The organism is Paracoccus sp. MA (assembly GCF_020990385.1).
Lineage (GTDB): Bacteria > Pseudomonadota > Alphaproteobacteria > Rhodobacterales > Rhodobacteraceae > Paracoccus.
Map to the genome: position 1 here is coordinate 1,427,839 of NZ_CP087598.1, position 23,899 is coordinate 1,451,737.

At 62.0% G+C, this 23,899-nt stretch carries 22 protein-coding genes and 1 tRNA gene; 7 read left to right on the plus strand and 16 right to left on the minus strand.

What is annotated here, in order from left to right:
• Positions 1-60: 60 nt before the first annotated feature.
• Positions 61-1,398, minus strand: a complete 1,338-nt coding sequence (locus LOS78_RS14165; protein ID WP_230377204.1) for an ATP-binding protein — start codon at positions 1,396-1,398, stop codon at positions 61-63.
• 59 nt (positions 1,399-1,457) lie between these two features.
• Between LOS78_RS14165 and LOS78_RS14170 the strand changes: the two genes are divergently transcribed.
• Together LOS78_RS14170 and LOS78_RS14175 are read left to right on the plus strand one after the other, a co-directional pair.
• Complete coding sequence (locus tag LOS78_RS14170) at positions 1,458-2,321, plus strand: MBL fold metallo-hydrolase (RefSeq protein WP_230377205.1); 864 nt, start codon at positions 1,458-1,460, stop codon at positions 2,319-2,321.
• Positions 2,322-2,415: 94 nt separating this feature from the next.
• Positions 2,416-2,490: transfer RNA gene (locus LOS78_RS14175), tRNA-Asn, on the plus strand.
• A gap of 90 nt (positions 2,491-2,580) precedes the next feature.
• Here LOS78_RS14175 and LOS78_RS14180 read toward each other — a convergent pair.
• Complete coding sequence (locus LOS78_RS14180) at positions 2,581-2,802, minus strand: hypothetical protein (protein ID WP_230377207.1); 222 nt, start codon at positions 2,800-2,802, stop codon at positions 2,581-2,583.
• Positions 2,803-2,982: 180 nt separating this feature from the next.
• Between LOS78_RS14180 and LOS78_RS14185 the strand changes: the two genes are divergently transcribed.
• The 5 genes from LOS78_RS14185 (at position 2,983) to LOS78_RS14205 (ending at position 6,816) form a co-directional block, all read left to right on the plus strand.
• On the plus strand, positions 2,983-3,300 hold the full coding sequence (locus LOS78_RS14185; RefSeq protein ID WP_230377209.1) for a hypothetical protein: 318 nt from the start codon (positions 2,983-2,985) through the stop codon (positions 3,298-3,300).
• Between the two features lie 447 nt (positions 3,301-3,747).
• Entirely contained in the window at positions 3,748-5,316 is a 1,569-nt protein-coding gene (gene istA / locus LOS78_RS14190; protein ID WP_028717560.1) for an IS21 family transposase, read from the plus strand.
• Complete coding sequence (gene istB, locus LOS78_RS14195; RefSeq protein ID WP_024843951.1) at positions 5,246-5,974, plus strand: IS21-like element ISPkr1 family helper ATPase IstB; 729 nt, start codon at positions 5,246-5,248, stop codon at positions 5,972-5,974. The genes istA and istB overlap by 71 nt, the downstream gene beginning before the upstream one ends.
• A 124-nt stretch (positions 5,975-6,098) precedes the next feature.
• Positions 6,099-6,245: a hypothetical protein gene (locus LOS78_RS14200; RefSeq protein ID WP_230377210.1), complete on the plus strand. Its 147-nt coding sequence runs from the start codon at positions 6,099-6,101 to the stop codon at positions 6,243-6,245.
• 142 nt (positions 6,246-6,387) lie between these two features.
• Positions 6,388-6,816 (plus strand): hypothetical protein, encoded by a 429-nt coding sequence (locus LOS78_RS14205; RefSeq protein WP_230377211.1) that lies wholly within the window; start codon positions 6,388-6,390, stop codon positions 6,814-6,816.
• A gap of 193 nt (positions 6,817-7,009) precedes the next feature.
• Here LOS78_RS14205 and LOS78_RS14210 read toward each other — a convergent pair whose 3' ends face one another.
• The 14 genes from LOS78_RS14210 to LOS78_RS14275 all read right to left on the minus strand — a co-directional run bounded on the left by LOS78_RS14210 (position 7,010) and on the right by LOS78_RS14275 (position 23,890).
• On the minus strand, positions 7,010-7,618 hold the full coding sequence (locus tag LOS78_RS14210) for a 4Fe-4S single cluster domain-containing protein (protein WP_230377212.1): 609 nt from the start codon (positions 7,616-7,618) through the stop codon (positions 7,010-7,012).
• Entirely contained in the window at positions 7,615-9,453 is a 1,839-nt protein-coding gene (locus LOS78_RS14215) for an AAA family ATPase (protein ID WP_230377213.1), read from the minus strand. Before LOS78_RS14215 ends, LOS78_RS14210 begins: the two co-directional genes overlap by 4 nt.
• Positions 9,450-10,643 carry a hypothetical protein gene (locus LOS78_RS14220; RefSeq protein WP_230377214.1) on the minus strand — a complete coding sequence of 398 codons (1,194 nt, stop codon included), beginning with the start codon at positions 10,641-10,643 and terminating at the stop codon, positions 9,450-9,452. The genes LOS78_RS14215 and LOS78_RS14220 overlap by 4 nt, the downstream gene beginning before the upstream one ends.
• Positions 10,640-12,520 carry a PIN domain-containing protein gene (locus tag LOS78_RS14225; protein WP_230377215.1) on the minus strand — a complete coding sequence of 627 codons (1,881 nt, stop codon included), beginning with the start codon at positions 12,518-12,520 and terminating at the stop codon, positions 10,640-10,642. The genes LOS78_RS14220 and LOS78_RS14225 overlap by 4 nt, the downstream gene beginning before the upstream one ends.
• Positions 12,517-17,415, minus strand: a complete 4,899-nt coding sequence (locus LOS78_RS14230; RefSeq protein WP_230377216.1) for an AAA domain-containing protein — start codon at positions 17,413-17,415, stop codon at positions 12,517-12,519. The genes LOS78_RS14225 and LOS78_RS14230 overlap by 4 nt, the downstream gene beginning before the upstream one ends.
• Positions 17,416-17,676: 261 nt before the next feature.
• Positions 17,677-17,934: a hypothetical protein gene (locus LOS78_RS14235; protein ID WP_230377217.1), complete on the minus strand. Its 258-nt coding sequence runs from the start codon at positions 17,932-17,934 to the stop codon at positions 17,677-17,679.
• A complete protein-coding gene (locus LOS78_RS14240) occupies positions 17,931-18,605 on the minus strand; it encodes a D-Ala-D-Ala carboxypeptidase family metallohydrolase (RefSeq protein ID WP_230377219.1) in 675 nt (224 codons plus the stop codon). The genes LOS78_RS14235 and LOS78_RS14240 overlap by 4 nt, the downstream gene beginning before the upstream one ends.
• 74 nt (positions 18,606-18,679) lie before the next feature.
• Positions 18,680-18,955, minus strand: a complete 276-nt coding sequence (locus tag LOS78_RS14245) for a DUF6127 family protein (RefSeq protein ID WP_230377220.1) — start codon at positions 18,953-18,955, stop codon at positions 18,680-18,682.
• A 25-nt stretch (positions 18,956-18,980) separates the two neighbouring features.
• A complete protein-coding gene (locus tag LOS78_RS14250) occupies positions 18,981-19,301 on the minus strand; it encodes a phage head closure protein (RefSeq protein ID WP_230378524.1) in 321 nt (106 codons plus the stop codon).
• A 2-nt stretch (positions 19,302-19,303) separates the two neighbouring features.
• A complete protein-coding gene (locus LOS78_RS14255) occupies positions 19,304-19,843 on the minus strand; it encodes a head-tail connector protein (RefSeq protein WP_230377222.1) in 540 nt (179 codons plus the stop codon).
• Positions 19,844-19,911: 68 nt separating this feature from the next.
• Entirely contained in the window at positions 19,912-20,352 is a 441-nt protein-coding gene (locus LOS78_RS14260; RefSeq protein WP_230377224.1) for a hypothetical protein, read from the minus strand.
• 80 nt (positions 20,353-20,432) lie between these two features.
• Positions 20,433-21,719: a phage major capsid protein gene (locus LOS78_RS14265; RefSeq protein WP_230377226.1), complete on the minus strand. Its 1,287-nt coding sequence runs from the start codon at positions 21,717-21,719 to the stop codon at positions 20,433-20,435.
• A 10-nt stretch (positions 21,720-21,729) separates the two neighbouring features.
• On the minus strand, positions 21,730-22,596 hold the full coding sequence (locus LOS78_RS14270; protein WP_230377228.1) for a head maturation protease, ClpP-related: 867 nt from the start codon (positions 22,594-22,596) through the stop codon (positions 21,730-21,732).
• Positions 22,583-23,890 carry a phage portal protein gene (locus LOS78_RS14275; RefSeq protein ID WP_230377229.1) on the minus strand — a complete coding sequence of 436 codons (1,308 nt, stop codon included), beginning with the start codon at positions 23,888-23,890 and terminating at the stop codon, positions 22,583-22,585. Before LOS78_RS14275 ends, LOS78_RS14270 begins: the two co-directional genes overlap by 14 nt.
• Positions 23,891-23,899: the final 9 nt, after the last annotated feature.

Consider the following 23,899-nt stretch of genomic DNA (forward strand, 5'->3'; position numbering starts at 1 on the left):
TCTGTCTTATGTCCTTGTGACAGCCTTAGCCCGCCGGGGGGCGTCCCGCAACCGCGCCGCTCAGCGCGGAATCACGATCTCGGCCCGCAAGCCGCCCAGGCGCTCGCCCTCGCCCAGCCGCAGCTGACCGCCATGGGCGCGGGCGATGTCGGCGGCGATGGACAGGCCCAGCCCCACCCCCTGCCCGCGGTTCTGGTTGCGCGAGGGGTCGAGCCGGGTGAAGGGCTTCAGCGCCTCCTCGCGCTTCTCGGGCGGGATGCCGGGCCCGTCATCCTCGACCGAGATGCGGAAATAGCTCGGCCCCAGCGCCGCATCGACCTCGGCGCGGTCGCCATAGCGCACGGCATTGCCGATCAGGTTCTCGACGGCGCGGCGCAGGCTGTCGCGGCTGAAGGTGGCGCGGCCCGCCTCTTCGCCCGCGACCGAATGCAGCACCACCCGCTGCCCCCCGCGCTGCGCGTCGGCGACGATGCCGCGCAGGAAATCCAGCGCCGGCACCGGCTCGGGCGGGGCGTCCTGCGCCGCGTCGCGGGCATGGTCCAGGAAGGCGTCGACCATCCGGCCCATCGCCGCCACGTCGCCTTCCAGCGCCGCGATCTCGTCCGGGTCGGGCGGATAGTCCGGGCTCAGCATCGACAGGCCCAGCCGCAGCCGGGTCAAGGGTGTCCTCAGATCGTGGCTCACGCCGGACAGCATCTGCTTGCGCTGCTCGTTCTGGCGCTCGATGCGGGCGCGCATCTCCAGGAAGGCGGTGCCGGCGCTGCGGATCTCGCTGGCGCCGCCGGGGCGATAGGGGATGATCCGGCCCTTGCCGTATTCCTCGGCGGCGCGCGCCAGGCGCTTGATCGGCCGCAGCTGGTTGCGCAGGAAGATCGTGGCGATGGCGGTCATCAACAGCGAGGTGCCGATCATCAGCACCAGCAGCTGATGAGGATTCGAGGCGCTGACCCGGCCGCGCGGAAACGCCAGCCGATAGTCGCCCCAGCGCCCCTGCAGCGTCACCCGCACCTCTCGGCGCTGGCTCAGATCGACGGCGCGCACCGCCGGCACGCGCTCGTGCAGCTCGGCGATGACGATGCGGCCGGAAAGATCGTAGAAGCCACGCCAGTCCGCGCCGGGCTCGGCCGGCAGCACCAGCTCCAGCCCCAGCGGGCCAGCCACCTCGCCGGCCGAGACGCGCGCCGATTCGATATCCGGCGCCGCCTCGATCCGCGCGGCGACCAGTGCGACCTCATGGGCCATGCCCGAGGTCATCTGCCGGGTCACGTCCTCGAAATGCCGCTGCAGGAACATGACGGTGACCACGATGGTCACCACCACGACCGGCAGGAACAGGATCAGCGCCGCCCGCCCGTAGAGGCCGCGCGGCATGACCCGTTTCAGCCAGTCGAAATTCATCGCCCTTCGCCTTCATTGCGGCCTTGGAAAACCGGCCCGTCCCTGGCTAGGTTAGCCGCATGACAAGCGCCGAGAAAGCCCTGCGGATCATCACCGCCGACAATCCCTCGCCTCTGACCGGGCCGGGCACCAACACCTTCCTTTTGGGGCGCGAGCGGGTCGCCGTGATCGATCCCGGCCCCGACCTTGCCGCGCATCGCCAGGCGATCCTGACCGCCGGGGCAGGCCGCATCAGCCATATCTTCGTCACCCATGCGCATCTGGACCATTCCGGCGGCGCCCGCGCGCTCGCGCAGGCCACCGGCGCGCCGATCCTGGGCTTCGGCCCCGCCGAGGCGGGCCGCTCGGCGGTGATGGAGCGGCTGGCACGCGAAGGGGCCATCGAAGGCGGCGAAGGTCTTGACCGCGATTTCGCCCCCGACATCGCCCTGAGCGACGGCGCGGTGGTCGAGACCGACGAATGGCGGCTGACCGCGCTGCACACGCCCGGCCATTTCGCCGGCCACCTAGCCTTTCGCCAGGACGAGACGATCTTTTGCGGCGATGTGGTGATGGGCTGGTCCTCGACGATCATCTCGCCGCCGGACGGGGACCTGGCGGATTATTTCCGCTCGCTGGAGCGGCTCTATTCGGCGGGCGCGCGGCTGCTGCTGCCGGCGCATGGCACGGCGGTGCACGATCCTTCGGCGCGTCTGGCCGAGCTTGCGGCGCATCGGCGCGCGCGCACGGTGCAGATCCTTTCGGCGCTACGCGCCGGCCCCGCCACGGCCGAGTCGCTTGCGCGGCAAATCTACCAGGTGCCGCCGATGCTGATTCCCGCGGCGACGCGCAATGTGCTGGCGCATCTGATTGCCCTGTCCGAGCTCGGCGCGGTCTCGACCGGCGGTCCGATCACCTCGGGATCGGTGTTTTCCGCCCATTGAACACCCGGCAGCGGGAATTTCCGAGATCGAGGAAAAAAAATCCGCAAACCCCTCTGGACGCCCCCAAAGAGCGAAGCTATACACCGCCCCGTGTTCCGGCGTAGCTCAGCGGTAGAGCAGTTGACTGTTAATCAATTGGTCGTAGGTTCGATCCCTACCGCCGGAGCCAAAAATACAAGGATTTCAGCTACTTAGCGCACAACCGCTAGTTGTGCGTCCGACCGTCCGAATGCGTCCGCGTCGGACGGTCTTTTGACGTTCACGGTTGGGGCGATTTCATCGTCAACCGCGCCACGCGATCCGCATCGGCTCGCACGTCCTCGAGGTAGCGCCGGATCGCCGCAATCACTGGCGTCGGCGGCGCACCTTGCTGGATCAATGCCGCCTCCAGCGCGGCCAAGCAGGCCAGTCCTATGTCCAAATTGTCGATCATGGCTTCGGCCCGATTATAGATTTCCTGGAGACAAGCAGCGGTCTTCATAACGTTCTCCCTCATTCAGGGACGCTACCTGTCGCGTGTGGGTCACCACGTTCCACAAATATTTGATGAATTTGTACTTTTGGATATACAAATTCGCCATGTCTCCCGGCTTCCGGGCGGGCTTCACAGCTGGTTGCCACGGTGTTCTCTTTATGTTCTCATCGGACAGAGAGAATCACCATGCCCGACATCCGCGTGAAATACGAACCCGGCAAATACTATGCGATGGCCGATGCGGCGCAGCATGACATGGTGGTGACCATCAAATGCCGGTCGTGCCGCAAGACCGTGCATTACTGGGCGTCCGACCTGGTGAAGGTTGTTGGCCCCGACCACCCGGTCGCGCGGCCGCCCTGGCGATGCTCCAAATGCGGGGAGATCGAATTCCTCCAGGTGTCCCGGGAAATGCGCACCGCCCATAAGCCAATGACCGGGCTCGTCGTGCGACGCCCGGTCAAGCAGGTGATGCGGTGGCTGTGGAAGAATGAAAGGATATAGGCGCTCCTAGTGCCATTCTCCATCCGTCTCGGGATCGTACGGGCGAGCCCGTATGATGGCCGCATCGGCGACCTCGCCGCGTCGCTTTTTGCCATTTATCTGAAGGAAAACCGGCACTTTCGACCACTCTGCATCGCGTATCACTTCCCGATCAGCAAGGGTCGTCATCACCTCGCCCACGTCCGCGATAATCTCGTTGCCATCTTGGTCCGAAAGATGCACACGGTAGCCCGTGGCTATTGTGGTGTCGACTTTTCTTACCTTGTAGAGGCCATCAAGGCGGATCTCCGATGCCTCAACGCGAGTGCGTGTTGTGAGCGACTGACCTGCCTCGGTGTGAACCGGCGTGCAAAATTGACCCCGTAACGGGGTAATCGGCTTCCAAAAATGACCCCCTTACGCTGATGGTCATGATGCCTCCGAGGCTATCGGGGGGCACAGTGTGGGATGCTGGTTGTGGAGACGATTGCGAAGATCCGCCGGGCGTATTTCCAGGACAAGAAGTCGATCAAGCATATCTGCCGAGAGCTGCGGGTATCGCGGAACACGGTTCGGAAGGTGATCCGGTCCGGCGCAACGGAGATGACTTACGAGCGAACCGTCCAACCGCAGCCGAAGATCGGTCCCTGGAAAGGCAAGCTCGACGAGATGCTGGCGGCGAATGCGCGCAAGCCGAAGCGCGAGCGGCTGACCCGCATCCGGATTTTCGAAGAGCTCAGGGCCCTCGGATATGACGGCGGCTACGACGCGGTCCGACGCTATGCGGCTTCGTGGTCGCAGGCGGAGCAGGAAGCGTCAGCCGCCGCCTATGTGCCACTGAGCTTCGATCCGGGTGAAGCCTACCAGTTCGACTGGAGTCACGAGGTCGTTCTGATCGACGGCGTGACCACCACGGTGAAGGTGGCTCACGTCCGGCTTTGTCATAGCCGGATGCTGTTCGTCCGGGCCTACCCGCGAGAGACGCAGGAAATGGTGTTCGATGCCCATGACAAGGCCTTTGCCTTCTTCGGCGGCGCCTGTGCGCGTGGGATCTACGACAACATGAAGACGGCGGTGGACACGATCTTCGTCGGCCGCGACCGCGCGTATAATCGCCGGTTCCAGCAGATGTGCGGACACTACCTTGTCGATCCCGTCGCCTGCACCCCCGCGTCCGGCTGGGAGAAGGGACAAGTAGAGAACCAGGTTGGCGTTGTCCGGCGGCGGTTCTTCGTGCCGCGGCCGCGCTTCAAGAGCTACGCGGAACTCAACGCCTGGCTTCAGGATCGCTGTATTGCCTGGGCCAAGGCCCATCCGCACCAGGAATTGCGTGATCGGACAATCTGGGACGTGTTCCAGGATGAGCGGGCGAGCCTGGTGCCCTACGTCGGCCCTTTCGACGGATTCCATGCCGTGCCGGCCTCGGTGTCCAAGACCTGCCTCGTTAGGTTCGACAAGAACCGCTACTCGGTCGATGGTCGCGCCGTCGGCCGTCCGGTCGAGATCCGCGCCTATGCCGAGCGGGTCGAGGTCTGGCAGGACGGCAAGATCGTCGGCCGGCACGACCGCGCCTTCGGGCGCGACAAGGCCATCTATGACCCGCTGCACTACATCCCGGTGCTGGCCCGCAAGCCCGGCGCCCTTCGAAACGGCGCTCCCTTCAAGGAATGGGAACTGCCGCCGGCGATACGACGCGTCCAGCGTAAGCTGGGGCGCGTGCCGAACGGTGACCGTCAGATGGTCCAGATCCTGAGCATGATCCCAACGGATGGACTGGAAGCCGTCGAGGCTGCCTGCGTCGAGGCCCTGACCGAAGGCGCCCCGGCGGCATCGGTCGTTCTGAACATCCTGGCCCGACATCGCGAGCCACCACCTCCGTTGACCATCGCCACGCCGGACGCGTTGCGCCTGACCTGCGAGCCCGTGGCCGACTGCAAACGCTACGACAGCCTCAGGAGACCCCGCCATGGAAAGATCACAGGTGCTGGACGCGATGGGCCAGTTGAAGCTCTACGGCATGAAGGCCGCCTACGATGAGATCATCGCCACGGCGGTGAAGCGACAGCACGAACCGCAGCAAATCGTGGGCGACCTGCTGAACGCCGAGATCAGCGAGAAACAAGCTCGCTCGATCAAATACCAGATGACCATCGCCAAGCTGCCCTTGGCCAAGGAAGTCGACGAGTTCAGCTTCGAAGACACGCCCGTAAACGAAACGCTGGTGCGCGATCTGGCCTCCGGAGAGTTCCTCGAGCATCAGCGTAACGTCGTCCTCATCGGCGGCACCGGGACCGGCAAATCCCACCTTGCCGTCAGCATCGCCCGGGCCTGCATCCGCCGTGGCAAGCGCGGCCGCTTCTTCAACGTCGTGGACCTGGTGAACAAGCTGGACGCCGAAGCCCGCGCCGACCGACAGGGACGCACTGCGGATCTCCTGTGCCGCCTCGACTTCCTGATCCTCGACGAGTTGGGATATCTGCCGTTCGCCCAGACGGGTGGCCAGCTCCTGTTCCACCTCATCAGTCGCCTTTACGAACGCACCTCGATCATCGTGACGACGAACCTCGACTTCGGCGAATGGCCGACCGTCTTCGGAGACGCGAAGATGACAACGGCGCTCCTCGACCGACTGACCCATCACTGTGACATCGTCGAGACCGGCAACGAGAGCTGGCGCTTCAAGACGCGGGAATGACCGAGACGCCGCTGGCCCGATCCGGTTGCGCTGTATGGAGGCTACACCGCATCGGGCCAGCTACCCGTGCTGACCAAGCGGGGTCATTATTGGGCGCCGAAAGGGGGTCAAAGTTGCGTGCCGATTGACAGCTGACAAGCTGCGCCTGGCGCTCGATGAAATTGAGAGCGGCGCGGGCGACTATCAGTCCGTCCGCAACGCAGTCGCCTTTCAGCGCGAGGCGCTTCTGATCGGCCACCGCCGCCTTGACCGCATGGAGGGCGTGGCATGACCCGGAGCGAGAAAGACCGCATCGCCCAGGCAGTCGCCCGGATTGAGGGTTACATTGCCATCGTGGCGGCACAGGGCGTCCCTCTGCCTATCCTCGGCCTGGAACTCGCTGCAAGCGACCTTCGCCAGATCGGGGGTGCGGCATGACCTATGCGGAACAGGTGAAAGCCGAGGTCGCGGCGCGCTACGGCGTCCCGGTTCTTTGTGACGTGCATATCATCCCGCGCGGACTTTCCAGCTTCGATCCTATGGCATCGAAGAACCTCAAGGCGATCCGTGATGCTCAGATTGCCGCCATTCGTCGCGGCCAACGGTTGCGCGTGGCCGAGCGGCAGGAGGAAAAGCGGCAGAAGGCGAAGCAGCCCCGCCCGCCTCGGGTGAACCAGAAGCTGCTGGCCGATATGATCAAGTGCGAGGCTGCCTTGCGTGGGGATATGGATGCCCTGTCCCGCACGGTCCTGTCCCTGCGCTGCGAGGGCAAGACCCATCGGCAGATCGCTGCGGAAACCGGTCGGGCCGTGAGCCAAGTGCATGGCATCCTCAAGCGCGCGCTTGGGCCGGTCGAAGCCTGACGCCATCGCCCCCCGGCTTCGGTCGGGGGCAAATCCGCAATTATTGCGGATTTCACTCGAATCAACCGCCCGCGCATTGGGGGAAAGGATGACGGATCACCTAGCGACCGGCTGGGTAAAGTCTCAATAAAAACAAGATGTTATGCGAAATAAGTGGCGGAGGGGATGGGCCTGACGTCCAACCTTCTCCGGCTCAACTCGGCTTGGAGGGAGGCTCCGCAGAATGGATCATAGGAAAACCATTCATTAGCAATTGATCGTCTAACCCCACACGCACTTCGACAGCCGGGCGATCAAAAGATGACGTCTCAATCGACCGCCTGTATCTTGAAGTCATGTAGTGGAACCTCTGGTTCAAGGAACCTACCCAATTCCGCCTCTGATCCGGCTGTGCCGCAACGAAGGGGCCGTCGACCACGATATCCGAGTGTTCAAGCAACGCTTCAACTCCCGGCAGATTGCGCCGACGAAGTTGTTCCAGCCTGAAGCCGGTGAATACCATTACGGACAATCCAAGTCTCTGGCAGGAGCTGGCAACCTCGGCCAGCCCTTGCGCTTGATAGGACGGCTCACCGCCAAGGAAAGTAACCCCTTCAATGCCGTAGTAGTCACGGGCCTCCTCTATCTCGTCCACGATTTGCGATGAAAGAATGGTCTGCCTGCGCACGAAGGGCAGTAAATCCTGATTGCAGCAACCGGGACAATCGATGTCGCAACCCTGAACCCAAAGCGCATAGCGTAGCCCAGGCCCTTCGACGGCCGTGCAGGGTATACGGGAAGCAATGTTCAAATACCGGGTCATGACGCCTCAAGTGTCACACGAGGCAAACCTTCATTAGTCAACTCGATAACAAGCGTTTGGCCAATACACATGGCTCTATCCGGCACCTCGTTGAAAAGAAACCTAGAAATCGGGTCGATCACCCATTTCGTCAATGCGGTGATGGCACCGCGTCCGCCCATGCTAGGGTCGATTTCGCCTGCAACCTTCTCAAGAAATACACGTTCCTCAGCGATTCGGACGGCCCGAATACCATATTTATCCTGGAGCTGCGCGCGAAGCGAGCCAAGTTTGCTCCGCATGATTTCAGCCAGAAAGCCCCTGTCACGAACAAAGTTGAACGCGACGATATTGTCGCCAATTCGGTTCAAGAGTTCAGGTCGCCCCATTTCCCTCACGAAATAATCCCGCACGCTACTGTTAAAAGCCTTTCTCGTCTCTTCGTCGGTCAATGTCGGAGCGATCTCGGCAGCACCAATGTTTGACGTGAATATTATAATTGCTTCCGAGAAGCTCACGGTTTGACCGCGTCCGTCCGTAAGGCGGCCATCTTCCAGAATTTGAAGAAACTTGTCGAGAATTCGTACATGGGCCTTTTCAATCTCGTCGAAGAGAAGGACGCAAAAAGGACGCTTTCGGATGGCATTCGTCAACTGCCCACCCTCCTCATAGCCGACGTATCCCGGCGGCGCGCCAATGAGGCGTTGGTCGCTGTGTTCATGGTTGAATTCTGACATGTCGAAGCGAATGAACGCCTCTTCATCCCCAAAGAGGAACTCCGCGAGAGATTTTGCCAGTTCCGTCTTACCGACTCCGGTGGGACCGACAAAGAACAGCGAACCTTTCGGCATTCGTTGCCGCCTAGAATGCTGTAAGCCTGAAAGGCCGGTAAAGGCTCGAATGGTGACAGCGGTGACTTTCTCGATTGCGTGAGTTTGGCCCTTGACGCGCTCTTCCAACATGGTCGGCATCGAGAGAAGTTTATCGCGGCTGAGTGCCTCCCACGCGCTGGTCTGAATACCATGACGATAGAGGCTCAACAGACTGTCGGCCGTGAACTCTTCGGTTTCAGAGCATCGGACAGACAATCCTTCGATATTCAGGATATCCTGGCACGACATCCCGTCGAGCGCATCAATCAGGTCCTCATATCCCGCCTGACCGGCCTTAGGTCGGTTCTTCAGCCGCCATTGATGAAGCCGGTCTCCTAATATCGTAGCTCGCTCCTGCCGATCCGGCAGCGGCACGACAACCTCGCGTAGATGCGCCGGGCCCGGCAGCATCGACAAGGGAAGCGCATGGGCAGTGGGTGTGATGAGAACCAACAGGTTCTTTGGCCCTACCTCCTCTGGGTGCGCCGCGCCGACAATGGCCTTGGCAAGTCGCGCAAGCAGGTCTCGTTCACTCTGTGAGGGATTCTGGCCGAACGAGAACGCAAAGTTCGCCAGATTGGCGACAAAGGCCGTCGGCTGCGCGGTCTTGTTGGACAGTACCCTGAGCACGATGGCGACGAAATCTTCCACAGTAACCGGCGAAGGTTCCGCACTGTCAAAACGCGCATCCGGGGCAACAGCATAATCCGCACCTCGAGCCTCGGCCGGCCCTGCCGAGCTGGCCAAGGTCTCCCATTTCGCCGCATCGCGGCCGTGGACTCCCGTTACGGGATCCCATTCGATCACGGACTTGAAGGCGCCCTCGCGAAGTGCCGCGGCGACCATTTCGGGTACGCGCTGATACTCTGTCGTCCAAGGATTGCGGCGCAGATCGTGAACCTCGCCGTGAACGACAAGGCAAGACACCAGGCCAGCATGCGTTTCCAAGCTACGCAACCATACAGGACGATGAACCGACTTCATTTCCTGCGCTCCTCCGAACCGTCCGGCAACTGCTTGGCCGATTTTCCGATCATGTCCGGATTGCGCCACGAAACCTTCTCTTCTTCGAGTTCGATCCCGTAGATATCCTGCAGCCGAGGCAAGACCTTGTCAGCGTCATCGAGGCAAGCCTGCCCTTGATAGTGATCGAATTTGTAAGTCATCCCATCCAGATTGACGCGGAAAGCCGCCTGCGCGCCAGATGGACGCTGTGCTTTGATGACCACGGCGGCGGCCTCGCCCGCTTCGAGCTTCGGGTCGGAAACGACAAACCCCGCGTTGCGCAGTTCGCGCAGAAGACCAGAAACCACGTGCCGTCGCGCAGCCTCCTGCAGGGCGCGCTCATCGGCGGCCTGGCGGATCGCAGAAAGCCTTTCATCCAAGTCTTGCAGCGTAAGCCCCTCATCGGTCAGGGTCGGTCGCAAGCCGCTGATCGCTGCTTGGGCCAGATCGTCGCCCAACTGCGCATAGACCGCCAGCGCGTCTTCCAGCAGGGCTTCCTTCTCGCGCCGGTCGTCTTCGCGTTGCTTGGCGTGTTTGAGAGTTTCGGCCTTCTCTCGGGCGCCCGCCATTACCGTATCAAGGCGACTTGCCAGCTCTGAACGCCGACGCTCATAAACCGCAAGCTCGATTGGCTCGCTCTCAATCTCGCGGCGAAGCGCCATCAAATCTTGCTGGCAGAGGTCTCGCTCGATTGCGCTCGGCAAGGACGCACGGGCTTTGCGGAGCATATCGAGCAAATTTTCCTGTGCAGCCAGTTCCTGTGCGTTTCTTGCGTTCCGCGCATCGCGCTCGCCGGCTAGGCGCTCGCGGGCGATTTCTCGCTCGGCCTCGGCGGCTGCGGCTGCCGCTTCTCTCTCAGCGGCCTGAGCGGAGCGACGGTTCTCACGGGCGCGGCCGTTCAACCCACGCATCATGCCAGACAAGCGGATGTTTTCATCCCGCGCTTGTTCCGCGTCTCTGCTTAACAACTGTTCGACCCGTGCAAGCGCCCGGCGACAATCGCGGTAATCATCGGCAACGAAAACATCCAAACCTTGTTCAGCTAGGGCATCAAGGCGTTCGCGATTTCGTTCGGCATATCGCGATGTAGTGTCCCGGATGCGGTCGAGATACATCTCCCTACGTTTCTGAGCCTCAATTCGCCAGCGCCTATCTGCTACAAAGCTCATTTCTGGATGTTCCTCCGCCGTGTCTTTGAATCGGTCATGAAGTCTTCTGCCCTCATCACATCGATATTGTAGGATTTGCACCTCGGCACGAAGTCCAGGTCCTCGGAGACAAGAACTACTATGCGATCTGGCTGACGGTAGGGAATCAGCGCTGCGATAATCTCTCCATCTGCATTCCGCTTGTCGCCTGACTTAAGGTAATTCACATCAGGGAAGGGTGCCGCCCAATGATTTTTCGGAAGTCTCGAAATTGCACGCAAATTCTTCCGACTTTTCCATCGGAAGTCGTCTTTTTGTGTTTTCTTCCTTTCGATTTCTTCTGCAACCGTTTTCGGAAACACTAAGAAATCTGTCGGCAGAAGGTGGTCTGCCAGATCGCCAAACTCAAGAACAGATGACGTATCAAATGCGACGACTCTGTCGAATTCGGGCGGAACGAGCCCTAGCTCCCGAGATTGCTGATCCGTTTTGGAGACAAGCCCTGTTGCAGTAGGATCGAGTCTGCCCAATTCAGGCTGTGAACGTCGGAATTGATCCAGTGAGGGATCTCTCGCCAAGGTTTCGACCAGCCCTTCAAGAACAGAGCTCGGCAGGTTTTCAAGCGCGTCAACGATCCCTTGCATCCATGTTTGCGACGTCGGCTCATGCCTGAGCCGATCAATGAGACTGATCCAAAACGTTGCTGGCGGCAGCCAAAATGCAGGCAGCACAAATATCTCTGGAACTTCCGAAAACCGGCATTCACTTTCAAGGGCAGCGACCAGTTCGCTCCATTCCGAACCGCTCTGCGCAAAGCCACCTGTCGTGCGGAACACCCCGATTTCAGCATGCAATCCTTCCCATATGACGGGCAACCTAAGGTATTCGCGCCCCTCCCTCGCCAGAAAGACTCCCGCGACACCTGGATTGTCTTCCCGCGGATAAGCCACCCGCATGGCTTGCCCCCGAGCCGGCGGTGAAATGAACGTCGGCGCGGTTACACCCTCCACGGGATCGAGCTTGGCCAGGACGACCGATGACGGAAAATCCAACTCTGTCGATATCGCCTCGGGCAAGCCACGAACCAATGTCAGCCCAAGCAGCCCCTCGGGCAACCGGCAATGGAGCGACACCGCGGCATCATCCTCAAGCGGGGAATGGTTCGGTCCGTCCTGGCGGTCCGGCAACAACCAGGAGCGCCGCACCGTTTGTGGAAGACCGCGTAAATACTCGCTCTCGCGCGGGTCGCTGCATTCGAAGGAAAGCTCGCCGTCTCTGAGGACAAGCACGGCGTCGCCGCGTCGCCATCGATGACCAATCTTCTCGCAGGTTGCATTGTATACCTGCATGTCGTCCTGCAACTCAGCCCTGAGTTCGCCGTCAATCCAATGCCGAGGGGGATCGGTCGAGAATGGGTCGACAGGGATACGAAAACAGCTCCCATCCACGGGCTCGGCAAGCAGAACATCGGCCTCAACGATTTCTTCGAGGACCGGATCAAAGAACCGCTCGATTGTTCGATCCTGTGCCGATTTTCGGGCTTGCTCTGACGGCTCCGCCGCACGCGCACCGTGCGGCTCGTCGGGCCCCGGCGCAAGATCGACAAGGCGGAGCAAGGACGGGTCGATCTCGTGCTCGGCCACCCGATGAACGCGCCCGCGTTCAATAAGATCGCCGAGGACATCGGGCATGATTTCCCGGGCGCCCGACACGCCGAAAACCTCCCGAAACAAGCTGCCGATCGGTGCTTTGGCAAGGGTGTTGTCGCTGCGTGAAAACCGAACCACCGCCTTTTCCAGAGCCCGGTGCAGTGGAGTGAGCTCCGGCAGGAGACGATAGGTTACCTTTGCACGAAGGTGCAGGACCGGAAACCACACAGACGCCTCTCCCAGCCTCATGGATTTTTTCTCTTGGAGCGCAGCGGCTTCGGCCCAAGGATATCCTTGGCCTGCCAGAGACCGCCCAGTTCCTTGATATCACCGATGATTTGCCCATAGACGGGGGTTCGTCGCGGCGCGCCACCGTCAACAGGTTCGATCGCAACCTCAAATCGCTCAAAGGTCTTCCGCGCTCCGATCACCACCAGAAGATCGCGCGCCCGCGAGAACGCCACATTGATCCTTTCGAATTTCGCCGGATTGGAGTTCTTGCCCAAACGCTGAGATCTGTTTCGAACCATGCTCACGATCACGATGTCCGCCTCCTTCCCCTGGAACCGGTCGACCGTCTCGACGTCTATTCGCAGGCCCTTGAAACGCTCGCCGAGCCTCGACTCGAGTTCCTTGCGGATCAACCTTTTCTGGCGGTTGTAGAAAGTGGCGACGGCGATGGTCTTGGTGCGATGATCTCGTTCGCAGACATTGACAATGTCCTCGACGACTTGGGCGACGAGTCGTGCTTCAAGCTCATTTCCGATGCCGGTCCCGTCGCTGTCCTCGTAGGCAACCTTTCCGGTTTCATCTTCCGAACTGTCGATCCACAGCGCATGAAGACTCTCTGTAAGGTACTGTCCGCCGGATCGCGACTTCAGGTTCAGGCCATGTGTCCGCCATGACCATCTGGCGCTGGTATCCAGCCCATCCGGATCGGTCAGACCGGATTGCAACCGCCCGTCGTAAAAACGATTGATCAGCGACATGATCTGCGGATGCATGCGATATTGGGTGTTTAGGGCCGCTCTGCTACTGGGGTCTATTTCGGCAAAGCCGTCGCGGAACAGCGATGCCGTCGTCAAACGCTCGTATTTACGTAGCAATTCGGCCTCACGCTCCAAAGCTTCCGCATCCTCGTCGTCCGTGAGAGACTTGTCCGGCTTCGAGAAAGACGCAAACTCGAACGTCGGAGGAAGCTGCCGGTGATCACCAACAAGGATCGTCTTGGGTGCAAGAAGCATCGGGCGTAGCAACTCCAGCGGAGTCGCCTTGCTGACCTCGTCAACGATCACCACATCAAAGTTGGAAAATCCGTTGTCCGAAAGGATCCTGAAGTCGGCGTTGCACGTGATGCCGATGACATTGGCGCTGCGCACATAGCGTTCGCCCATGCGATCCGTAGCGGAACGTTTCTCCGCCTGCTGCTTCAGGTCGCCAACCCATTCATCCAGCAAAGGCAACCAATCCTCAAGTGGACCGGCTTCTGCGAGGCGGCTTGTACGCAAGTCCAGAATGCCCTCGATCTGGGCTATCGCTGCCGCTACGTCGGACGGAGACGGTTCGGCCGAAAGATCGAGAAATTCACTCGCCTCCGACAACAGTTCCACACACTGCTCATGGACCCTATCGCCACGGCTGCGTGCATCGGCCAGGGCCTGCTGTGCAAGCAGACGCTCGCGATCGGCCACCACTGCTTCGGTTTTTGCACTCGCCTCGTCGTCGCCGGATCCTTCCGCTACGGGCGACCCTTTAGCCGGCCACGCATCGAGTATCCGCTGTCTTGCGCCCTCGGCCCTCTCTCGGCCAACCTGATCCCCTTCGTCCCTCAACCTCGACTGGATGTCGCGGATCCGTTCTTGCACCTGGCGATGCAGAGCTGGCGCCGAGACCTCAAGATGCGCCTTACCTCCCTCCTGCTCGACAAGCATTACGAGAAGGTCGGCCACATCTGGCGCGAGCTCAGGCCTAAAGCAGGAGGGATCCCAATCCTCTAAATTCGCAAGCGCGTTGCGAGCCATGGCCCACCATGCCGCACGCCCGTTAGTTTCTGATTCCGCCTTCTGTCGCGCTCTCACCTCGTCCAGCCGTGCATTGGCTCGCTCGAGCGCATCCTTGCGCGCCGCAATGTCCGCATCCGAAACCCGTCGATCATCGGCCAGCTTTCGGGCGCGCCCCAGCCAGATCTGCAGTTGCTTGACCTCTGCTGTCAGAGACTTGAGCGGCCCGCTCACCTTCTGTTTCACATGTTCTGCGGCCATCTCATACCACTCGGCGACAGCTGTCGATTTTCTTTCCTCTCCGTCGTCTTTGCTTAGCCAAAGCTGTCGAACCTCGGGGTCATCCCTCAGGCGATCAAGCGCGTTCTCGACCGCAAGGTTGGTCTGCGAGGCAATCAGCACGCGATGCCCCGACCGGACGAAGTGCGCGCAAGCCGCGGCGATCATCGTGGTCTTTCCGGTTCCCGGCGGGCCTTGAATATAGGCGATTTCGGGCGCGGCGAGCATGACGCCGACGGCGGCCTTTTGATCCTCGTTAAGGCGGTACATCTGGGCGATCTGCTCATTCAAAAGCCGATCAGGCCTGTCTGATGGTTTTGCCGCCAGCGTTACGTTGAAAAGCGATGCCATCAAATAGGGGGCGGCGGGCAAGCGGTTGGCTTGCCGCCGACCGCTCGCCCCGAACTGCAATTGCGTCAGGGCTGACCCGTAACGATCAAGTTGCGTCTTTGAGCCGGTTGCTTCGCTCAAATCTCTCAATCCAAGCGATGTGCTTTCGGCCATCTTGGCCAACGCAGTCACATCAGCCTTGCGCGAAAAGTTCAACCGGACCTGAATGGCTTTGGGGTCAGGCCATGGGCAATCCTTCAAGAAATCCTGCCTGAGTGCAGCGGGTCCGATTACCTTGAAATCAGTACAGCGATAACTGATGGCTTGGCCCCTACGATCACCCTGCTTCCAGGGTTCTTCCAATGGATAGAGCTCAACACTGCGGCGTGTGTCCTTCGGCAGGCGGGCACCGGAAATATGGCGGGCCGCCGCAGCACCTTCACAAATGACAACACCATTCCAGGCATTGTCTTCCCACTCGCCGGGTCCCATAGCTGCCCAAGGTGCCTTGCGCGAAATCTCGCGGTTGGCCCAGTCCAGATAGCCTTGCCAGTCAGTCAACCGATCCTGGAGCACTTCCTCCAGCATGTCTGGCAGAGCTTGCGCTTGCTCCAGAATCTCATCAAGTGCAGGTGTCGCTGCTGGCAACGAGCGTCGCGATGTATAGCGCAAAAAAGAAGCGACTGCCTCAAATGGGCGCGGCGCGCAATCCGGAACTACCGCAGCGTCCAGAACTAGAAGCGTCGTGTTGTCCGGCGTATTTCTGGAACCGTAATCGAGCCGGCAAAGCAGGCAAACCGACATTGCCTCAGGCAAGCAGCTTTTCAGTTGCGGCAGCACTTCTGCAGGTCGAACCAGAACAAGCAGTTGGTCATCCTTCTTTGACACCAAGGAGACGAAAAACGGCCGTTCCTCCTCGTCATCGCCAAAGACAATGTCGCAAAAACGGTCGATGAATTCGGGGCGTTCGGCTTCACTTGGCTCCACTTCGTCACGAATGGCTGCAAAAACCGTCGCAAGTCTTTCATCATCCTTGCTCACATAGCCTGTTTGCTCGCGGCGCTGGAGCAAGACCGGCAAGGTCGCAAGAGAGGACAAGGCCTCGCCGCGCCGTCGATAGGTCGCGCGGGCAACAGCAGTCTCGAGTTGAGGAACCTCCTGCTCCCGGAACGTGCCAGTCTTCGGGTCAAGAACCATTCCAGCCTTTTGCGCACGATCCTGAAGCCGGCGACGCAAACGAGCTTCGGCGCGCTGGAGAGGTTCGAGATGCGCTCTCGCCCGACCATCGCAATCAGCAAGTGCGGCTTCCAGCCTTGCACGTCGCCCGTCGATCATACTCAAAAGGCGCGCTCGGCTCTGTTCTGCGCGTTGCAGTCGCCCGGCCGCGTCGTCTATCTCTTTTTTGTTTTCGGCGAGGGCAGTTTGTGCGTGACAGAGCATGTTATCCAAGCGAGCCGTCACATGCCGCTGATGCTCGACCTCAAATTCCTTTCGGTATTTCGAAAGCTCAGATTCGTGCGCTTCCAGCTCGGATTTGATTTCATGGACCATCCGCTCGATGTTCGCGAGCTTGTTTGAGAGATCACTCAAATTCGTTTTGGTTTCGTCGATCAGCTTTCCGCGCAGAGATTCCGGCAGCGCCTCATGCTCTGTGTCGTACCTGGCCCGCAAGTCTGCCAGCTCTTTCGTAATGCGCTCGATATCAGCGTTTGCGGCGTCCAATTCCTGCCGTCGGGCGTCGATGTCATTCTGAATGGCGGCCTCACTGCGCCGGACCAAGTTCCGCGGATTAAGATTTCGGGCGAAGCGCCCGAGCGGTCCGACGGAGGCCATTCGCGAGGCGCGTGAGCGAGCAGCCTCCAACTCGATTGTCATTCGGCTCAAATTGGTCTCCGCAATCGAAACCTCGCTTTCGCGTGCCTTCAATGCATCAATTTTTTGAACTGATTCAGCCTGCAATTTCGCTTCGAGATCTGTCTCGCGCTTTCTCAAAGCCTCAAAGAACTCCGGCGGAGCACCCCCTCCCAGCAAGAGAAACAGTTGCTGCTCCGCGGCTTTTTTCGCTTCCGTCAGGACCTGTGTCTCTTGTGACGTCTCGTCACGTCGTTTCCATAAGTCCTCGATCTGCGTCTCGACTTGCGCGATCTTCTGCTTCAGATCGGATAGCGTACCATCGGCAAATTCCTTCGCTTTCGCCTTTTCTGTCTCCGACCACTTCCCCTCGCGCGCCCGTTCGATTAAGTCTCGATACTTTTTTCGATCACCCTCGAGGTGCTGAAGCTCCACCGCGGCGCGATCAAAGGCAGTGTTGGCTTCATCCAGGCAGGCTTGAAGTTTCTGGAGCCGCAAAGCGGCGTCGCCGTTCACCTTTGATTTGAGCTGTTCGGCGTCTTTTCGAGCCTGCTCCAGGCGCTTGCAAAGAAATTCGTGTTCTTGTTCGTCTTCAAAAATAATCTTCCGTAGATGATCGACAAGGAGAGTATCGATGCCATCAGTAGGAAAAATAGAATCAGTTTCTACGGTGTTGAAGTCCAATGGCTGCTCCGCTCCGGCGACGCCTCGCTCGTCAACCGCTGCCTGATAGTACCCGGACGGTGACCAGATGTATAGGCGGTTAGTGTCCGCGGTGTCGGGGCTTACTCGCAAACCCGCGCCTGCTCCCGCATCACAGCGTAGTCGCTGATCATTCCCATGATGGCCGAGTCCTCCGGCAGCAAGGCCAATTCTTCAGCCGATTGCGCCTGGAGCTCCCTGCTATACTCGACGACCGGCGGACAGGCACCGAGTCTATCGACATCAGAACTGTCCGTCGCGCAGCCGCTCAACCAAATCGTCGCGAGAACGAGGACGGCGAGCCGCCGCTTCCAGCATCCGGCGTTGGACGTCATTGGCCTTCTCCGTGGCTTCGAGGCGTTCGACGAGGCGTCCCGCTCGCTCCCCGGAGCGCCGAAGCGAAAACAGGAACAAGAGCACGGCGAGCGTGATGGCTCCGTAGCGCAGCGCCGCCCGCATCCACGGGCTCGTGGCAATCCCGGTGACCAGCCTGGCGATCACCGCCGCCCCCTGCGCCAGTCATCGAGACGCGCGTAGATCGTGACCGCGATGCCACCGAGTGCCACGACGATGAACACCCAGCGGAGCGTATCGAGATACGGCACCAGCGGCAGGATCGCGGTCTGGGTCTCGGCCAGAACGCTCTGCGCAACCTCCACCCCGGCAGCGCCCAGCGTGGCTACGCCTGCCGCGCCACCACCCTTCATCGTGCGGCTGTCGGCCAGCACTTCGCGCGCGGGCGGCGTTTCGGCTGCAAATGCTGTCGCCCGCACCGGGAACCGCTCGCCCCACTGGCGCACGGGGCCGAGGTCGACGTGCATGAAGCCCGAGCGCGGATAGAAACCGAAGCCGAGGAACCCAACCTCGCGGGCTGCCGCCTCGAAGGCCACCGGGTCGTGGTTCGCCATGGCGATGTCGAAGGCGGCGCCATCGAGATGCTTCGACCGGGTGGCGCCGCCGACAGCGCGATTGTGCTCGGGGCTGCGATAGGCGGAGCGGACGATCAGCGGCTTGCCCAGCCGGTCGCGCAGCGCCTGCAGCTTGTCGAGCGCCGTTTCGTTGATCAGCAGTTTGCCAGTACCCCGGCAGGCGATCTCGGCAGGGCTGAAATTCGGCCAACGCCAGGTGCCCTCAGGCACGTTGCGCCAATGGTGGTGGAAGGTCATCGTCATGGGGGGGCCTCCGAAAACGAAAAACCCGCCTCGAGGGCGGGTCATTGCGGGCCGATGAATGGGATGGTACGCGGCTACGGACCGCCGCCGAAGATCTTGAGCTTGATGGCTATGCCCGCGAGCAGCGCCAGCATGACGCCGGTGGTGATCATGCGGACGGCGGTCTGCATGGCGGTGCGCCGCACCAGCCGGATGCAGTCCACGAGGGAGCGCAGATCGCGGATGTCGAGCGCGGCCTCGTCGCCGTCGAGGCCGACATCGGCGAGCGCGCGTTTCGCCCCCTGCTCGGCGGCACGGGTCAGCATCGCCTCGAGTTCGGCGTTCGACCGGTCAGAACTGTGCGGTGTCATCGGCGCCTCCCCCATTCTGGGCCTCTCACGCCTCAACCAGCATCTCGAAATAGGCGCCATCCTCGCTGGGCCGAGGATCTTCCTTGAGATCGAAGATCACCGCGTCGATGAGGGCCCGCCATTCCGAGGTGATGGCGCGGGTCTCGGCGCTGGCGCGGATCGTCAGGATGGCCGGTGCTTTCGAGACCAGCCGTGCCTGCATGACGGCCTCGGAGCCGCGCAGATAATGAACATGGCACCAGAGGGTGAAGCGATCCTCCCACCCTTGGATCAGCATCCCGTCCGGATCGCGGATGATCACAGCCTGCTGGAAGGTGACCCGGCGCCGCAGGCGTCCGGCAACCATTCTCACAGCCGGATCCTGCGATAGGGGGCGAGCAGCGCATCGACCGCCATGGGCAGCGCCGATGGACTTGCCCCGAGGCTGACGGCCTCTCGATGCTCATACCAATGCCCGATCAGCAGCAGCATGGCCTGACGGATGGCGGCGGGGATCTCGGCGGGGGCGCCATAGCCCGCGGTGAAGGTGATCGCCGCAGGACGGCCAAAGCCCGCGAGGGGTCGCAACAACAGGCGTTGGTCCCGCCGGTCGATCCGGTAATCGAGATCGCCGCCCGCGGCATCGGTGAACACGGCGCTGTCGATCTCGCTGTCGGGAAACGGCAGCAGGATCGGTCCGGTGATGGCATCGAGATCCATCTGCCAGGATTGCGTGACTAGGCAGCGGCCGAGGATCCCCGCCGGCCCGTCGAGCCAGGCGGTGGCCGCATCGATATAATGCTGGATCAACAGGTCCTCGTCCTCGTGATCGACCCGAAGCTGCGCCTTGGCTTCGGCTAGCATGATCGGCGTGGCCGCGGACATGGTGATGCGGGTCAGCGTGAACATGGGCAAAAACCCCCTGAGGCAGGGCACGGGCGGTCTTCACCGCCCGCGCAGTTATTGCAGCATCGGTCTCAGGTCTGATCGGCCTGCGGGTTGATCCGGCCGTGACCCCTGATCACCAGGCCGGCAATCGGCGTGCCGGTGGCATGGGTGCCTTCAAGCGCCGCCAGCAGCTTCAGGTAGCGTTTGGTTCCGACATAGCCGAAGCGGTAAACGGCGGCGGTGGCGTGGGCCTCGACCAGCGCCTTGACGATGCCGCCTTCGCCCACGGTCGGGACGCCCAGCAGGTCGGCTGCGGTCACCGCCTCATAGCTGCTGTCGTCATCGGAATGGGTCAGGATGAACTCGATCCTGTTGGTCGAGGTGAAGGTGATGCCGCCCACGCCAATGGCGAGAATGATCTCGGCACCGTCATGACCGCGCAGATCAATGGCCACGGGGGTGCTGTCGTCGGTGAGGGTGGCAGCATTGATGGCCGCGGCCACCGAGAGACTGGAATGCAGATCCTTCATCGGATCCTCCTGTGCAGGAATGTGGGTGGGAAGACGCGGGCTGAACCCTGCCGCGCGCGCGCCTTGGTTCAGCCGGGCGATCAGCTGGCCGCGATCTTCAGCAGCTTGATGGCATCAAAATTCTGCACCCCGCCACCGACGCGCTTGGTGGTATAGAAATGCACATAGGGCTTGTTGGTGAAGGGATCGCGCAGCACCCGGATGCCGAAGCGGTCGACGATCAGATAGCCGCGCCGGAAATCCCCGAAGGCGATCGGGAAAGCTCCGGCGGCGATATCGGGCATGTTGTCGTCATCGCTGATCGGATAGCCGAGCAGCGTTGCCGGCTGGCCAGCCTGGACCGGGGGTTGCCAGAGATAGAGCTCCTCGGTCTTCGACTTCAGCTTGCGGATCGCAGCCTGCAGCGAGCGGTTCATCAGGAAGCGGGCATTCTGCCGGTAGCCCTGCTTCAGCCCGTAGACGAGGTCGATCAGCGCATCGACGCCGTTGTGGCTGGCATCGGTCAATGCGGCCGCGACGCCCGAGGCGGTGTAGCCGATCTTGCCCCAGGCGTAAGAGGCATTGGCGACCGTGTCATAGGCCAGGATGCCGCGGGGCCTGTTCACCCCGTCGCCGGTGATGAAGGCGGCAGCCTCGGCCTCGGCGAAGGCGGTCGAGACCTCTTCGGCCAACCAGGCAGCGATATCGACCCTTGCATCGTCGAGCAGCGTCTGGGTCGCAGCCGGGTTGGCGTAGATCTCCATCGCCGGGAAAGCCAGTTCAGCGAGCCTCGGGGTGGCGGTCTCGGGGCGGGCCTGACGCTCGCCGACCCAGCCGGCCGCAGCGCCCCCCTGATTGACCAGCTTCTTGTAGCTGCCGGCCGAGATCGAGATGACACTGGCAATCGCGCGCATGGCCGAGACCGAGCCCAGCACCCGGTCGATAATCTGTTCCATCTGGTCGGGGACGACATAGCCGCCATCGGGATCGCTGTCGGTGCGGAGCGCGGCCTTCACCTCCAACTCCCGCAACCCGGCCTCGACCCCGCGGCGGAAGAACTGGTTGAAGGCGCGGGCGTGCTCGCGGGTCTCGGGGCTGTCCGACCGATCTACGCTGCCGACACCGCCGCCGAGCCTGGCTGCCGCCAGCATGGCATTTGTCTCGTCGAGCGCGCCCTGAAGCCGGGTGATCTCGGCATTGATGCGTTCGACCTTCTCGGTCTGCACGACATCGGCGAAGCGGGCGTTGATGCTGCTGATCTCGGCCTGATGCTCGTCCTTGAAGGCGGCAAAGGCGCGGTTCAGATCGGCAAGGATGGCGTTCGCGTCGCCGGTCTCGGCACGCACGCGAACGGCCCCGTGGATGCGGGGGGATTTCTGGATGCCCATGGGGGTCTCCTTATGAGCGGATGGTATCGATGAGCTGCCGGATGGCGCTTAGGGGGAGGCCAGCGTTCTGCATGGCGGGTTCGGCAGCGTTCCGCGTGCCGGTGAGGTCTCTCAGCATCGCGCGCCGCGCGGATCGCGGGATACCTTGCTGGGCCAGTGCCGCGTCTATGCGGCGCCGCGCCTGAATGTCGGGGCGCGACTGCGCGCCGCTCTGCGGTGACTGCGCGGGCAGGCCAGCGGCCGAACCCTCGACCATGCAGTCGGCCATCCCGGCCGCAATCGCCTCCTCGGCGCTGAGAAAGGTCTCGGCATCCAGCAACGCGACAACCTCGACCTGTGGCCTGCCACTGCGGGCGGCATAGATCCCGGCCAGCGCGGCATCGAATGTCTCGAAGAGCGCAGCGGCCTCAGCCATATCGTGGCGGTTGCCGATCACCACGCCCCAGGCATTGTGCAGCATCAGGAAGCTGCCGGGGCTCATGTGGATCTCGTCGCCGGCCATGGCGATGATGGAGGCCGCCGAGGCCGCGAGGCCCAGCACCTCGACGGTGACCGCGGCCGGATGGGCGCGCAGCAGGTTGTAGATGGCAATGCCCTCGAACATGTCGCCGCCCGGCGAGTTGATCTGCACCGTCACCGCCTGCGGGCCGATCCTGCTGAGCGCCGCTGCGATCCGGCGCAGGCTCACCCCGCCGCCCATACCATCCTCGCCGATCACGTCGAAGATGGTGATGGTGCTGTCGCTCTCGGTGACGGAAGTGACCTGCGCGGCGACCGGCGTTTCGGCCCAGCGGACCAATGCGTCCGATGGCGCATCGCCCTGGAACGCCGCGGGGCGCGGCAAGGCCGGTCCGGCAGGAAGATCACGCAGGCTCATCGGAAACTCCTTCGCTTGTGGGCGCGTCCGCATCGTCACCCGCGTCCCCGGCCGCAGCCGTCATGTTGGGCGGCGGATAATAGATGTCGCCGCCGGCACGTGGATTCTGGTCCTCGAGCGCGCGGATCTCGTTGGGGCTCCACACCCCCCATTGCAGACCCTTCACATAGGCCTCCCAGCGGGCCCGGATGTCGCCCTTGACCAGGGCTGCGCGGTTGAACCGGGCATAGAGCAGATCATCCGCGCCGATCAGGTCGCGGTCGATTGCCTCCTCCCACATGGTCAGGTGATCCTCGAGCGTATAGGCTACGAAGCCGATCGACTGCTGCTCGATGCCGGTGCCCCAGCTGGTGGACTTCTCGGTGTCGCCGATCATGTGCGGCGGCACCCCGAAGAACATGGCGATGTCGCTGCGGCTGAACTTGCGGCTCTCGATCCATTGCGCATCCTCGGCGGTCATCGCGATGCGGGCGTAATCCATACCTTCCTCGAGGATGAGGTGCTTGCCTTCCTGGTCACCGCCGGCGCGGAATGCCTCGAGCCCGGCCTTGAGATTGGCCACCGCCTCGGGTCCGAGCTTCTGCGGGTGCCTGAGCACGCCCGAGACCCGGGCACCGTTGCGGAAGGTGGTGGCGCCGTGATCCTCCATTGCCAGCGCCAGTCCGATGGTCTCGCGGGCATAGGCGATGGGTGAGACACCTCGCACCCCATCCAGCGTCAGCCCGACCAGATGCAGCACCTCGTCCTGCGCCAGCCGCAGACGCCTTCCATCGGGGCGGGTATAGAGAAAGCTCAGCGCCAGGTCCTTGTCCTGCACCACCTCGACCCGATCCGGATGCAGCGGGATCAGCGCCTGCACGGTGCCGCGCGAGCGCACGATCATGGCATAGGCATTGCCGCGCAAGAGCAGATGCGCCTGCAGCATCCGGCGGAACTGCGATGGCGTTTGCCAGCGATTGGGCCTTCGCCGCAGCAGCTGCCAGATCGGGGCATCCGAGGCATCCTCGCGGGTCCGGGCATCGACCCGGCGCTTGATATGCAAGGGCAGCGTTGCCACCGCGCCGGAAATGATGCGCACGCAGGCATAGACTGCCGCCACCCGCATGGCGCTGTCGGGCGTCACCGCCATGCCGGAGCCGCTGACCGCCCCGGCCCTCAGCGCAGCGTCCAGTTCGGCAGCGGAGGTGATGACCAGCCCGCCACCCGCCTCCTGGACGGACGCGCGCGGTGATGGGGCGTGCGGAGGCGAGGCCGCAGGCGGGGCGCCTGCAAACCAGCGGGACCAGAAGGACATGGGCATTCT

Excerpts from the sequence above, each read along its gene's own strand:
- LOS78_RS14165 (WP_230377204.1), bottom strand. The coding sequence starts at position 1,398 with ATGAATTTCGACTGGCTGAAACGGGTCATGCCGCGCGGCCTCTACGGG.
- LOS78_RS14170 (WP_230377205.1), top strand. The coding sequence starts at position 1,458 with ATGACAAGCGCCGAGAAAGCCCTGCGGATCATCACCGCCGACAATCCC.
- LOS78_RS14180 (WP_230377207.1), bottom strand. The coding sequence starts at position 2,802 with ATGAAGACCGCTGCTTGTCTCCAGGAAATCTATAATCGGGCCGAAGCC.
- LOS78_RS14185 (WP_230377209.1), top strand. The coding sequence starts at position 2,983 with ATGCCCGACATCCGCGTGAAATACGAACCCGGCAAATACTATGCGATG.
- istA (WP_028717560.1), top strand. The coding sequence starts at position 3,748 with ATGCTGGTTGTGGAGACGATTGCGAAGATCCGCCGGGCGTATTTCCAG.
- istB (WP_024843951.1), top strand. The coding sequence starts at position 5,246 with ATGGAAAGATCACAGGTGCTGGACGCGATGGGCCAGTTGAAGCTCTAC.
- LOS78_RS14205 (WP_230377211.1), top strand. The coding sequence starts at position 6,388 with ATGACCTATGCGGAACAGGTGAAAGCCGAGGTCGCGGCGCGCTACGGC.
- LOS78_RS14210 (WP_230377212.1), bottom strand. The coding sequence starts at position 7,618 with ATGACCCGGTATTTGAACATTGCTTCCCGTATACCCTGCACGGCCGTC.
- LOS78_RS14215 (WP_230377213.1), bottom strand. The coding sequence starts at position 9,453 with ATGAAGTCGGTTCATCGTCCTGTATGGTTGCGTAGCTTGGAAACGCAT.
- LOS78_RS14220 (WP_230377214.1), bottom strand. The coding sequence starts at position 10,643 with ATGAGCTTTGTAGCAGATAGGCGCTGGCGAATTGAGGCTCAGAAACGT.
- LOS78_RS14225 (WP_230377215.1), bottom strand. The coding sequence starts at position 12,520 with ATGAGGCTGGGAGAGGCGTCTGTGTGGTTTCCGGTCCTGCACCTTCGT.
- LOS78_RS14240 (WP_230377219.1), bottom strand. The coding sequence starts at position 18,605 with ATGACGATGACCTTCCACCACCATTGGCGCAACGTGCCTGAGGGCACC.
- LOS78_RS14245 (WP_230377220.1), bottom strand. The coding sequence starts at position 18,955 with ATGACACCGCACAGTTCTGACCGGTCGAACGCCGAACTCGAGGCGATG.
- LOS78_RS14250 (WP_230378524.1), bottom strand. The coding sequence starts at position 19,301 with ATGGTTGCCGGACGCCTGCGGCGCCGGGTCACCTTCCAGCAGGCTGTG.
- LOS78_RS14255 (WP_230377222.1), bottom strand. The coding sequence starts at position 19,843 with ATGTTCACGCTGACCCGCATCACCATGTCCGCGGCCACGCCGATCATG.
- LOS78_RS14260 (WP_230377224.1), bottom strand. The coding sequence starts at position 20,352 with ATGAAGGATCTGCATTCCAGTCTCTCGGTGGCCGCGGCCATCAATGCT.
- LOS78_RS14265 (WP_230377226.1), bottom strand. The coding sequence starts at position 21,719 with ATGGGCATCCAGAAATCCCCCCGCATCCACGGGGCCGTTCGCGTGCGT.
- LOS78_RS14270 (WP_230377228.1), bottom strand. The coding sequence starts at position 22,596 with ATGAGCCTGCGTGATCTTCCTGCCGGACCGGCCTTGCCGCGCCCCGCG.
- LOS78_RS14275 (WP_230377229.1), bottom strand. The coding sequence starts at position 23,890 with ATGTCCTTCTGGTCCCGCTGGTTTGCAGGCGCCCCGCCTGCGGCCTCG.